At 63.2% G+C, this 12590-nt stretch carries 12 protein-coding genes; 9 read left to right on the top strand and 3 right to left on the bottom strand.

Annotated features, from left to right (window positions below; translation table 11 throughout):
• Nucleotides 1-2 precede the first annotated feature (2 nt).
• Nucleotides 3-836 (top strand): ABC transporter permease, encoded by an 834-nt coding sequence (locus M2400_RS30765; RefSeq protein WP_177048917.1) that lies wholly within the window; start codon nt 3-5, stop codon nt 834-836.
• Between the two features lie 2 nt (nt 837-838).
• Nucleotides 839-1552 carry an ABC transporter ATP-binding protein gene (locus M2400_RS30760; protein WP_177048916.1) on the top strand — a complete coding sequence of 238 codons (714 nt, stop codon included), beginning with the start codon at nt 839-841 and terminating at the stop codon, nt 1550-1552.
• A gap of 600 nt (nt 1553-2152) precedes the next feature.
• Here the strand turns inward: M2400_RS30760 and M2400_RS30755 are convergent.
• From M2400_RS30755 to M2400_RS30745, 3 genes are all read right to left on the bottom strand, one after another.
• Nucleotides 2153-3088 (bottom strand): FecR domain-containing protein, encoded by a 936-nt coding sequence (locus tag M2400_RS30755; protein WP_177122092.1) that lies wholly within the window; start codon nt 3086-3088, stop codon nt 2153-2155.
• Entirely contained in the window at nt 3085-3603 is a 519-nt protein-coding gene (locus tag M2400_RS30750) for a sigma-70 family RNA polymerase sigma factor (RefSeq protein WP_259198833.1), read from the bottom strand. Before M2400_RS30750 ends, M2400_RS30755 begins: the two co-directional genes overlap by 4 nt.
• Nucleotides 3604-3695: 92 nt before the next feature.
• Entirely contained in the window at nt 3696-4637 is a 942-nt protein-coding gene (locus tag M2400_RS30745; protein ID WP_177048913.1) for a LysR family transcriptional regulator, read from the bottom strand.
• Nucleotides 4638-4754: 117 nt separating this feature from the next.
• On the opposite strand from M2400_RS30745, the gene M2400_RS30740 reads away from it, so the two are divergent.
• The 7 genes from M2400_RS30740 (at nt 4755) to M2400_RS30710 (ending at nt 12348) form a co-directional block, all read left to right on the top strand.
• Nucleotides 4755-6050: an MFS transporter gene (locus M2400_RS30740; protein WP_259198832.1), complete on the top strand. Its 1296-nt coding sequence runs from the start codon at nt 4755-4757 to the stop codon at nt 6048-6050.
• A 15-nt stretch (nt 6051-6065) separates the two neighbouring features.
• On the top strand, nt 6066-7250 hold the full coding sequence (gene rhmD, locus M2400_RS30735; protein WP_177134925.1) for an L-rhamnonate dehydratase: 1185 nt from the start codon (nt 6066-6068) through the stop codon (nt 7248-7250).
• A gap of 11 nt (nt 7251-7261) precedes the next feature.
• Nucleotides 7262-8062: an HpcH/HpaI aldolase/citrate lyase family protein gene (locus tag M2400_RS30730; protein ID WP_177079749.1), complete on the top strand. Its 801-nt coding sequence runs from the start codon at nt 7262-7264 to the stop codon at nt 8060-8062.
• Between the two features lie 10 nt (nt 8063-8072).
• Nucleotides 8073-9506 (top strand): aldehyde dehydrogenase, encoded by a 1434-nt coding sequence (aldA, locus tag M2400_RS30725; RefSeq protein WP_259198831.1) that lies wholly within the window; start codon nt 8073-8075, stop codon nt 9504-9506.
• 70 nt (nt 9507-9576) lie between these two features.
• Nucleotides 9577-10452, top strand: a complete 876-nt coding sequence (locus M2400_RS30720) for an amidohydrolase (protein WP_177048908.1) — start codon at nt 9577-9579, stop codon at nt 10450-10452.
• Nucleotides 10453-10491: 39 nt separating this feature from the next.
• Entirely contained in the window at nt 10492-11550 is a 1059-nt protein-coding gene (gene rhaT, locus M2400_RS30715) for an L-rhamnose/proton symporter RhaT (RefSeq protein WP_177079746.1), read from the top strand.
• Between the two features lie 27 nt (nt 11551-11577).
• The gene (locus M2400_RS30710) at nt 11578-12348 is read left to right on the top strand and encodes an SDR family NAD(P)-dependent oxidoreductase (RefSeq protein WP_201124220.1); all 771 of its coding nucleotides are present in this window, start codon (nt 11578-11580) and stop codon (nt 12346-12348) included.
• Nucleotides 12349-12590: the final 242 nt, after the last annotated feature.

Raw genomic sequence — 12590 nt, 5'->3', positions numbered from 1 at the left:
TCATGAGCAGCAAAAGCGAAACCCTGCCCGTCGCACTGGCGCCCACTGTCACCGAGCAGCGCAGCGCCTGGCCACGGCGACTGAAGGGCCTGGCGTTGCCGGTGCTGATCCTGGTGATCCTCGAAGTGGTGGTGCGCATCGGCTGGCTGCCGTCCTACCAGATGCCGGCCCCCAGCGAGATCGCGGTGACCCTCACCGACCTCGCCGAGGGCGCGCTGTGGAAACACATCAGCGCCAGCCTGTTGCGGGTGCTGCTGGGATTCACCATCGGCGCCAGCCTGGCCCTGGTGTTTGCCGCCTGGGTCGGTTTGAGCCGCGAGGCCGAGGCGTACCTGGAGCCGACGTTCGCCGGCCTGCGTTCGATCCCGAGCCTGGCCTGGGTGCCGCTGTTGCTGTTGTGGCTGGGGATTGATGAGACCTCGAAGATCGTACTGATTGCCATCGGCGCGTTCTTCCCGGTGTACCTCAATGGCGTCGCGGCGATCCGCGACATCGACCGCAAGCTGGTGGAAGTCGGGCAGATGTATGGCTTCAGCCGTACGCGCCTGGTGCGCCGCATCCTGTTGCCTGCCGCCCTGCCCGGGTTGTTCACCGGCTTGCGCAGCGGGTTGAGCCTGGCGTGGATGTTTCTGGTGGCGGCGGAGTTGATCGCCGCGACCAAGGGCCTGGGTTACCTGCTCAGCGATGGCCGGGAAACCTCACGGCCCGACATTGTGCTGGCCGCGATCATCGTGTTGGCCTTGTTGGGCAAGATCAGCGACGGTCTGTTGGCCGCGCTGGAAAAACGCTGCCTGGTCTGGCGCGACACCTTCAACGGTCAAGGTTCGGAGAGTTGAGCATGAGCGAACCGCTATTGGATATTCGCGTCGAGCGGAAAAACTTCGGCGCCACCACGGTGCTGACCAACGTGCATCTGGCGTTGCAACCACGGGAAGCGGTGAGCTTGCTCGGCCCCAGCGGATGCGGCAAAAGCACCTTGCTGCGGATCGTTGCCGGGCTGGAAAAGGACTACCAGGGTGAGCTGTTGCAGGGCGGTGGCGAGGTCGCGTTTGTCTTCCAGGAGCCGCGCCTGATGCCGTGGCTGACGGTGGAGCAAAACATCGGTTTCAGTGATGACGATGGGTACGACAAGGCCTGGGTGGCGCAGTTGATTGACGAGGTGGGCCTTGGCGGGTTTGCCCAGGCATTGCCCAAGGCCCTGTCTGGCGGCATGGCACAACGGGTGGCCATCGCTCGCGGGTTGTATTCAAGGCCGCAGGTATTGTTGCTGGACGAGCCGTTCAGCGCGGTGGATGCGTTTACCCGCATGAAGCTGCAGGACCTGCTGCTGCAATTGGCCGAGCACCATGGGATCGCCCTGTTGCTGGTGACCCACGATGTGGACGAGGCGCTGTACCTGAGTGACCGGGTGCTGGTGATGGATAACCGGCCGAGCAGTATTCGCCAGGAGCTGGCGGTGGATCTGGTGCATCCGCGGGACCGGCGGGATCCGCTGTTGGCGCGGCTCAAGGCACTGGCGTTGACCGAGTTGCAACGGGCGCATGTGATCTGAAAGGCACGTGTTGGGGGGGTAAGTCAGGCTGGGGTGTATATCCGTTATTTAGGTAACGGCTGCTATTGGTTCCGCTCTTACAGCGGGTCACTTTTGGAAAAGAGCCCCAAAAGTAACCAAAAGGGCTCTTGCCCCACCACTCGGCACCTCGCTAATGCTCGGTGTGCCCGCACTCCGGTAGCACGAAGCGGGCCGCCGCGACGGGGCGTCCCTGCCCCGTCGCGGGTAAACCGGCGTCCTGCCGGTTTACCCGCTCCGTACTACCTGCGTTCGGCCAGCGTGGTTTAACGGGGCGCCTAAGATCAAGATCAAAAGCAAGAGCACAGCGGCCTACAGGCCGGCTTGAGTGTGGTGAAGCAAAATCAAAATCTAAAGCGACCACGGTCCACTGTAGGAGCTGGCTTGCCGGCGATGGCATCAACTGGGTGTACCTGATGCACCGAGTCGCCTGCATCGCCGGCAAGCCGGCTCCTACAGAAAAGCGGCTTTTGATCTGGCTTTTAACACTCTTTGGGCTGGGCCGGCATTCCGGCTCTTCCAAAGTGAGTCGCTGTAAGAGCGAAACCATAAGCCGCCGTTACCTGAATAACGGATATGTCATCAGGCAGCCGTCTTACGCGGAACCAGCGTCACCCAATACCGCGTACGCGACTGCACCTCCAGCGGCATCGTCGACACCAGCAACGCAAGAATACGATCGGTATCGGCCAACTGAAAACTCCCGGTCACCCGCAACGCTTCAAGGCTCAGATCCCAGCGCAGCACCCCCGGCCGATACCGCTCCAACTCCCGCAAAAAATCGCCCAACAACTGGTTCTGCGCCGTCAACACACCATCACGCCACCCCAGTTGCAGCGCATCAAACGCTACAGCTGCACCCATCCCGGACGCCTGCAAGCGTGCCTGTTGCCCACCTCGCAACGTCGCCACTTGCCCCCGCAGATCCCGCACCTGCACCGCCCCCTTCAACACCGACACCAGACACCCGGAAGACAACTGCCGCACACACACCTCGGCCTGGCTGACAATCACCTGCCCATAACGCGTCTGCACCGTCAGCGCACCCGCCCCCGGCACCGTCAACGCCATCTCCCCGTCCACCAGCGTCACACGGCGCCTGGCCACATCCACGTCCACCGCACTCGCGGTATTGAGTTGCAGGCTGCTGCCATCCGCCAGCGGCACGCGCTTGCGTTCGCCAGTGGCGGTATGCAGGTCAGCCCGCCAGACATCGATCGGCAATTGCCGGCTAAGCAACCACGCGGCCGGCACCAGCGCCGCCACGCCCAAGGCACGCTTGAGCACCGCACGCCGTCCCGGCTGCGGACGATCAAGGCTGGCCATGGCCAATGCCGGTGGCAAATCGGTAAATCGCTGGCGCAGCAACTGGGCTTTCTGCCAGATCTGCTCATGCTGGGGATGGCTGTCGCGCCACTGTTGCAGGCTGGCGTGATCACGCTCGGTAGCACTGCCAGACTCCAGCAACGCCAGCCATTGCGCCGCCGCCCGGGCGAGATCCGGCGCGGTGCGGCTCACAGCTCCACCAGCAGGCAATGCTCATAGGCCTGGGTCATGTAGCGCTTGACCGTACGCTCGGACACCTTGAGCCGCTCGGCAATCTCGCGATAGCCCAGGCCCTCCAGCTGGCTCCAGAGAAACGCACGGCGCACCACGGGTGGCAAACCGTCGAGCAGTTCATCCAGGGCCTGCAGGGTTTCCAGCAGCAACCAGCGCTGTTCCGGCGACGGCACGCAGTCTTGCGGCAGGTGCGTCAACGCATTGAGGTACGCCTGCTCCAGGCTGCGCCGCTGGTGAAAGTTGACCAGCAAGCGCTTGCCTACGGTCACCAGGTAAGCCCGGGGTTCCTGCAATTGGGCAATCGGCTGGGCACTGGCCAACACCCGCAGGAACGTGTCCTGGCTCAGGTCGGCCGCATCCCAGGCATTGCCCAAACGGCGCCGCAGCCAGCTTTCCAGCCAACTGCGGTGGTCGCGGTACAAGGCGTGAAGGCTCGGTTCTGCGAGGTGCGTCGGCACTACAGCTTCATTCATGGCAAGTAACCTGCGCGGCGCGAGTCAGTCTCAAATGAGATTCATTCTATTTAATATCCCGCCGGCATACCATGTTCTTTTGCACAATGCGTTTAGAGCATCGCGGCCTTTTGCCTGAGCATGTCGATAAACAACCCCAATTCGCGGCTCACCGGGTCGCCCTTGCGCAGCAACATGCCGAACGGCGCCAACTGCACCTCCAGCACCACCGGCAAGGCCACCACCAGGCCCATTTTCAGGTAATCCCGCAGGGCGCTTTCCGAGAGCACCATGATTGCGTCGGTGAGTTGAATCAGTTGCTGCATGGAATACACCGAGCTGCACTCGATGATGTCCGCCGGCTGCGGCAAGGCCAGGTGTTGCAGGGCCTCATCGAAACCGATGCGCGCCGGGCTGGTTTGCGGTTGCAGGATCCACGGCCAGTCGCTGACCAGTTCCGCCAGCGGCAAGTGTTCGCGCTGGGCCAGCGGATGGCCGGCGTGCACCACCACCAGCATGCGTTCATTGCCCAGGGGTTCGAAGCTGTAATGCTCGCTGTCGGTGGCGGCGTTGCGCCGGGCGATGGCCAGGTCGATGCGGCCCTGTTCCAGCAACTGGATCACCTGGTCGCTGGTGTCGCCCATGATGCGAATGCGCATCTGCGGGTTGAGCGTCTTGATCTGCGCAATCGAGTCCATCACCAGGTCCGGGGCCGCGCCCATGATGGTGCCGATCGACAAATACCCGTAGCCGCCCTGCTGGCGCACCATCAATTCCTCGGCGCAGCGGTCGAGCCCGCTGAGGGCCGATTCGGCAAAGCGGATCAGCTCCTTGCCCAGCGCCGTAGGACGCATGCCCCGGGGCAGGCGCTCGAACAGGTCGCAGGCAAACATGTCCTCGATCTCCCGCAACATGCGCGTCGCCGCCGGTTGCGACATGTTCAGGCTCTGGGACGCCCGGTGCAGGTTCTGGCTGGAACTCAAGGCCACCAGCATATGCAGATGCTTATAGCGCAGGCGGTTGAACAGGTGGCGGGAGATCAAGGGACTACTCATTTTTTTCCTTGTTATCGATACCCTGAGGTTATCAGTTGTAAGCGAGATTCGATTTGTAGCGTATAGATCCAGCGCCGTACAGTCCTTCCCATAAGAACAAAACAACCGGACTGAACAATGAAGACCCTGCCTGCGTCTCTGCTCGCCAAGATTTCCTGGCGGCTGCTGCCCTTCCTGCTGTTGATGTACATCATGGCCTTCCTCGACCGCGCCAACGTCGGGTTCGCCAAGCAAGCCTTCCAGGCCGACACCGGCCTCAGTGATGCCGCTTTCGCCTTTGGCGCCGGGGTGTTCTTTGTCGGCTATGCGCTGCTGGAAGTGCCGAGCAACCTGATCATGCACCGCGTCGGCGCCCGCCTGTGGATGTGCCGGATCATGGTCAGCTGGGGTCTCGTCTCCGCCGCCATGATGTTTGCCCACAACGAAACCAGCTTCTACGTGTTGCGCTTCCTGCTGGGCGTAGCCGAAGCCGGGTTCTTTCCCGGCGTGATCCTCTACCTCACCTACTGGTTCCCCTCTGCCGTGCGCGGCAAGGCCATGGGGTTCTTCTACTTTGGCGCGCCCCTGGCCTTTATCTTCGGCAGCCCGCTGTCGGGCCTGTTGCTGGAGCTGGACGGGTTCTCCGGGCTGCACGGCTGGCAATGGCTGTTCGCCGTGGAAGGCCTGATGGCCACGGCGGTTGGCATCTGGGCCTATTGGTACCTGGACAACCGCCCCGCCGATGCCAAATGGCTGACCGTTGCCGAACGCCGCCAGATCCAGGACCTGCTGGACGCCGAGGACCAGCACAAAACCTCCCACGGTCGCAGCCTGCTCAACGTGCTGTGCCAACCCAGCGTGCTGTACCTGTGCCTCGTTTACCTGCTGATCCAGGCCAGCGTGTATGGCGTGGTGTTCTACTTGCCGACCCAGGTGGGCGGCCTGCTGGGCACCAAAGTCGGCTTGATGGTGGGGCTGGTCTCGGCGATTCCGTGGGTGTGTGCACTGTTCGCGGCCTGGTGGATTCCCGGCTACTCCGACCGCACCGGCGAACGGCGTAAAACCGCGTCCCTGACCCTGTTGATGGCGGCCGCCGGGATTGCCTGCTCCGTGACCTTCGCCAACCCGCTGCTGGGCATGCTCGCCCTGTGTTTCGCCGCCTCGGGTTTCATCGCCGTGCAGCCCGTGTTCTGGACCTTTCCTTCCAGCTACCTGGCCGGCAGCGCTGCGGCGGCCGGCATTGCCCTGATCAACTCCTTCGGCGCCCTCGGCGGGTTTATCGCCCCGGTGCTGAAGAACTGGGCGGAAACCGCCTTTCACTCCCCTGCGGCCGGCCTTTACCTGCTGTCCGCCACCACCGTGCTCGCCGCCTTGCTGGTACTCGGTATCCATTCACCAGGCCCAAAAGCGACGAACACGCCGGCCACTGTTTAATCAAGGAGTCACACCATGGGCAACCTCACTATCAAGCACGTACGCGCCTTTGTGCTGCGCGGCGGCGGCGCGGACTACCACGACCAGGCAGACGGCCACTGGATCGACGATCACATCAGCACCCCCATGAGCAAATACCCCGAATACCGCCAGAGCCGCCGCAGTTTCGGGATCAACGTGCTGGGCACCCTGGTGGTGGAAATCGAGGCCAGCGACGGCACCGTCGGGTTCGCCGTGACCACCGGTGGCGAGCCCGCCGCCTATATCGTCGAGAAGCACCTGGCGCGCTTCCTGGAAGGCGCACGCGTCACCGATATCGAAAAAATCTGGGACCAGATGTACCAGTCCACCCTGTACTACGGGCGCAAGGGCCTGGTGATCAACACGATCTCCGGTGTCGACCTGGCGCTTTGGGACTTGCTCGGAAAAGTCCGCCAGGAACCGGTGCACCAGTTGCTCGGCGGCGCGGTGCGGGACGAGTTGCAGTTCTACGCCACCGGCGCCCGCCCGGACCTCGCGCAGAAGATGGGCTTTATCGGCGGCAAGATGCCCCTGCACTACAGCCCGTCCGAAGGCGAAGAAGGCCTGCGCAAAAACCTCGAGGAACTGGCGACCATGCGCGAGCGGGTCGGCCCGGACTTCTGGCTGATGCTCGACTGCTGGATGAGCCTGGACCTGAACTACGCCACCAAACTGGCAGTAGGCGCCCATGAATACGGCTTGAAATGGATCGAGGAAGCGCTGTCGCCCGACGACTACTGGGGCTATGCCGCGCTGCGCAACAACGTGCCCAAGGGCATGCTGGTCACCACCGGCGAACACGAAGCCACCCGCTGGGGCTTTCGCATGCTGCTGGAGATGGGCTGCTGCGACATTATCCAGCCGGATGTGGGCTGGTGCGGCGGCCTCACCGAGCTGGTGAAAATCTCCGCCCTGGCCGATGCCCACAACGCGTTGGTGGTGCCCCACGGCTCGTCGGTCTACAGCTACCACTTCGTTGCCACCCGCCATAACAGCCCGTTCGCCGAGTTCCTGATGATGGCGCCCAAGGCCGATGAAGTGGTGCCGATGTTCCACCCGCAATTGCTCGGTGAACCGGTGCCGGTGAATGGCCGCATGCGTCTTTCGGTGCTCGACAAACCCGGATTTGGTGTAGACCTCAACCCCGATTGCCAACTGCACCGTCCGTATAACCGCTGAGGACTCCTGCCATGAACATGCCCCACAACGCTTTCAAGGCCGCGCTGCATAAAGACGCTGCGCAATACGGGATCTGGGCCGGTTTCGCCACGGCCTATGCCGCCGAGATCGTCGCCAGCACCGGTTACGACTGGATGCTGATTGACGGCGAACACGCCCCCAACACCGTACCCAGCGTGCTCAACCAGCTCCAGGCCGTGGCGCCCTACGCCACCGCGCCGGTGGTACGTGCGGTGAGCAGCGACGCCAACCTGATCAAGCAACTGCTGGACGTCGGCGCCCAGACCTTGATGATCCCGATGGTGGAAACCGCCGAACAGGCCCAAGCCCTGGTACGCGCCATGCGTTATCCGCCCCACGGCATTCGTGGCGTCGGCGGCGGCTTGACCCGCGCTACCCGCTGGGACGGCGTGAACGACTACCTCAACACCGCCCATGAACAGCTGTGCCTGATCGTGCAGGTGGAGTCGCGCCTCGGGGTGGAAAACGTCGCGGCGATTGCGGCGGTCGAAGGCGTGGACGCGGTATTCATCGGCCCGGCCGACCTGTCCATCGGCCTCGGCCATGCCGGCAACCCCGGGCATCCCGAGGTGCAGGAACGTATCCGCCACGCGGTCGACGCCACGCTGGCGGCCGGTAAAGCCTGCGGCATCCTCGCCCCCAACGAAGACGATGCCCGCCGTTATCAAGCCTGGGGCTGCCAGTTCATCGCAGTGGCCATCGACATCAGCCTGTTGCGCCAGAGCGCCATGGCCACCCTGGCCCGCTACCGCCCCGCCGCCGACGCCAAGGCGCCGTCACGTACTTACTGAGGAGCTGCCCATGTCATCCGTACCGGTCTACCAGAACTTCATCAACGGCCGCTTTACCCCAAGCGATGCCCACCTGGACGTGTTAAACCCGGCCACCGGCGCCCTGCTGTCGAAGGTCCCGGCATCCACCACCGAAGACGTCGACCAGGCCCTGGCCGCCGCCCGCCATGCGCAAAAGGACTGGGCCCGCAAACCGGCCATCGAACGCGCCGGACACTTGCGCCGCATCGCCGCCAAGCTGCGGGAAAACGTCGCCCACCTGGCGCGCACCATCACCCTGGAACAAGGCAAGGTCACGGGCCTTGCGGAAGTCGAAGTCAACTTCACTGCCGATTACCTCGATTACATGGCCGAGTGGGCGCGCCGCATTGAAGGCGAGATCATCACCAGCGACCGGCCCAACGAAAACATCTTCCTGTTCCGCAAACCCCTGGGCGTGGTGGCCGGCATCCTGCCGTGGAATTTCCCGTTCTTCCTGATCGCCCGCAAGATGGCCCCGGCGTTGCTGACCGGCAACACCATCGTGATCAAGCCCAGCGAAGAGACGCCCAACAACTGCTTCGAGTTCGCCAGACTGGTGGCCGAGACCGACCTGCCTGCCGGGGTGTTCAACGTGGTCTGCGGCGATGGGCGCGTGGGTGGCGCCCTCACCGCCCACAAGGGCGTGGACATGATCAGCTTCACCGGCAGCGTCGCCACCGGCTCGCGGATCATGGCCGCCGCCGCGCCGAATATCACCAAGCTAAACCTGGAACTGGGCGGCAAGGCCCCCGCCATCGTCCTCGCCGATGCCGACCTGGACCTGGCGGTAAAAGCCATTCGTGACTCGCGGATCATCAACAGCGGCCAGGTGTGCAACTGCGCCGAACGGGTATACGTGGAACGCAAGGTGGCCGACCAGTTTATCGAGCGCATCAGCGCCGCGATGGCCGCCACCCGCTATGGCGACCCCATCGCCCAGGCCGATGTAGAAATGGGCCCGCTGATCAACCGCCAGGGCCTCGACAGCGTCAACCGCAAGGTGCGCACCGCGCTGGGCCAGGGTGCATCGCTGGTCACCGGTGGGCAAATCGCCGACCTGGGCCAGGGTTTTCACTTCCAGCCTACGGTATTGGCCGGCTGCCGCGCCGACATGGAAATCATGCGCGAAGAGATCTTCGGGCCGGTGCTGCCGATCCAGATTGTCGATGACCTGGATGAAGCCATCGCCCTGGCCAACGACTGCGACTACGGCCTGACTTCCTCGATCTACACCCGCGACCTGGGCAAGGCGATGCAGGCAGTACGCGAGTTGTCGTTCGGCGAAACCTATATCAACCGCGAGAACTTCGAGGCAATGCAGGGCTTCCATGCCGGTGTGCGCAAATCCGGGATCGGCGGCGCCGACGGCAAGCACGGCCTGTATGAGTACACCCATACCCATGCGGTGTACTTGCAGGGCTGAGGTGGTGCAACGGGCCCTGGCGCGGTAGCGTGCGGGCCCTTCCCTGTCCATTCTTCCGAAGGATTGCGCAATGCCTCTTACCCCATACAGCGGGCCGATCATCGACAGCCATCTGCACCTGTTCGACCCGCGCCGCTCCCAGGGCATCCCCTGGCCCGAGCCGGGCAACGCGCTGTATGCCGCGCATTTACCGGCGGATTATTGGGCGCTGGCGGGCGAACATCATGTGATCGGCGCCATCGCCGTGGAAGCCAGCCCGTGGCGCGAGGACAATCGCTGGTTGCTGGACACCTTGCGCAGCGACCCGCGCATGCTCGGCTTCGTCGGCAACCTCGACCCGCTGCACAGCGACTTTGCGGCAGACCTTGAAACCCTGGCCCCTGAACCGCTGTTCCTCGGCTTGCGCTACGGCAACCTGTGGGACCGCGACTTGCTCGATGACCAGAAGCGCCAAGGCTTTATCGAAGGCCTGCGCCGCCTCGCCGAATACGGGCGCAGCCTGGACAGCGCCAACCCGAACCCGCGCCTGATCAAAGGGCTGCTGCACTTGAGCGATGCCTTGCCCGAGCTGCGCATCATCGTCGATCACCTGCCCAACGCCAGCGTGCCGGCCGGTGAAGAATCGGCCTATCACGCTGACCTGATGCGCCTGGCCGAGCGGCCCAATGTGTTTGCCAAACTGGCGGAAATCCCCCAGGTCGGCCCGGGTGGATTGATCCTTGACCCGTCGTTCTACAACGACCGTCTGGCCGTGCTGTGGGAAGCCTTTGGCAACGACCGTTGCTTCTTTGGCAGCGACTGGCCCAACAGCGATCACCTGGCCGATTTCGCCACCACCCTGGGCCTGGTGAAAGCCTGCCTGGCGGGCAAACCCGAGGACGTACAAGGCAAGTTCTTCCTGCACAACGCGGTGCGGATCTACAGCCCCACGCCTGCCCATGGCTGAACCCACGGCCAACCACAACAATAAAAAGGAATTGAACACGTGGAAATCATTCTCTTCGGTGTGATTCTGCACTTCATCGGCGGCTTCGCCTCCGGCAGTTTCTACATCCCCTACAAGAAAGTCCGCGGCTGGGCCTGGGAAAGCTACTGGATCACCGGCGGCCTGGTGTCCTGGCTGATCGTGCCGTTGATTGCCGCGCAACTGACCGTGCCCGGCTGGGCCGACATCCTGCGCCAGGCCGACAGCGGCACCCTGCTCTGGACCTACCTGTTCGGCGTGCTCTGGGGCATCGGCGGGCTGACTTTCGGCCTGACCATGCGCTACCTCGGGCTGTCCCTGGGCATGTCGCTGGTACTCGGCCTGACCTCGGCCCTCGGCGCCTTGATGCCGGCGCTGTACCGCGACCTGTTCACCGACGCCACCGAAGGCACCCTGACCTCGATGCTCGCCTCCCAGGGCGGGCATTGGGTGCTGTGGGGTGTCGCGGTGTCCCTGGTGGGCATTGCGGTGTGCGGCAAGGCCGGTCTGATCAAGGAGCGGGAAGTGCCGGAAGCGGTGAAATTCGCCAGCATCAGCGAGTTCTCGGTGGCCAAGGGCATGTTGGTGGCGGTGATCTCAGGCGTGCTGAGCGCCTGCTTCAGCTACGGCATTTCCGCCGGGCGCCCGCTGGCTGCCGCGGCTGTCGAGCACGGCGCCAACAGCCTGTTCCAGAACAACGTGACCTTCATGGTGATCATGTGGGGCGGGCTCACCACCAATGGCCTCTGGTGCCTGTGGCTGAACTGGCGCAACCGCACGTTCCACAACTACACCGACCGCAGCACCCCGCTGTTCCGTAACTACCTGCTGGTGGCGTGCGCCGGGACCTTGTGGTTCCTGCAATTTTTCTTCTACGGCATGGGCGAAAGCCGCCTGCAGAACGACGCCAGTTCCTGGGTGCTGCACATGTCTTTCATCATCATCGTATCCAACTGCTGGGGCCTGTATTTCCGTGAGTGGCAAGGCACCAGCGCTACCAACAAAAGCGTATTGGTTGCCGGTATCGCGGTGATTCTCGGGGCTATCGCCATGGTCGGTTACGGCAACTATCTCGGCTGAGGCCGCTTGTTTTCCAGGAGTTTATTTATGTTGCTTGCAGATAAAACCGTGATTATTACTGGCGCGTCCCGTGGTATCGGACGCGCTGCTGCCCGTGAGTGCGCGCGTCAGGGAGCTCGTGTGGTGATTGGTCATAGTGGCAGTGGCCAGGGGACTGAGGCGGCGTTTTCGTTGATCGAGGAGATCAAGGGGTTTGGTGGGCAGGCGGTGGAAGTGGGCGGCGATGCGGCCGATCCGGACACGGGTGACAAGCTGGTGGCGGGCGCGCTCAAGGCGTTTGGCAGTGTGGATGTGTTCGTCAACAATGCCGGGATTTGCCCGTTCCACTCTTTCCTCGACATGCCTCGCGAGGTTTACCTCAAGACCGTCAACACCAACCTCAACGGCGCCTACTTCGCCGTGCAGGCGGCGGCCAACCAGATGAAGAACCAGGGCAAGGGTGGCGCGATCATCGCCGTCAGTTCCATCAGTGCGCTGGTGGGGGGCGGGATGCAGACGCATTACACGCCGACCAAGGCCGGGCTGCATTCGTTGATGCAGTCTTGTGCGATTGCGCTGGGGCCTTATGGGATTCGCTGTAATTCGGTGTTGCCGGGGACGATTGCTACCGACATCAACAAGGAGGATCTGGCGGATGAAGAGAAGCTGGCGTACATGACTTCGCGTACGCCGCTGGGGCGGTTGGGGGAGCCTGATGATGTTGCGGGGCCCATTGTGTTTCTTGCTTCGGATATGGCGCGGTATGTGACTGGGGCTTCGCTGTTGGTAGACGGGGGGTTGTTTGTCAACTTGCAGTAGCTTGGGGGGCATATCCGTTATTTGGGTGATGGCTTCGATTGGTTCCGCTCTTACAGCGGGTCACTTTTGAAAGGAGCCCAAAAGTAACCAAAAGGCTCTTGCCCCACCACTCGGCACCTCGCTTAGGCTCGGTGTGCCCTCAGCTCCGGCATTACTCCGCGGGCCGCCGCGACGGGGCGTCCCTGCCCCGTCGCGGCTAAACCGGCGTCCTGCCGGTTTACCCGCTCCGTACTACCTGCGTT

Source organism: Pseudomonas sp. BIGb0558 (assembly GCF_024807515.1).
Lineage (GTDB): Bacteria > Pseudomonadota > Gammaproteobacteria > Pseudomonadales > Pseudomonadaceae > Aquipseudomonas > Aquipseudomonas yamanorum_A.
Note: the sequence above shows the minus strand (reverse complement) of the source record. Positions and strands in the feature narration are given on the sequence as shown.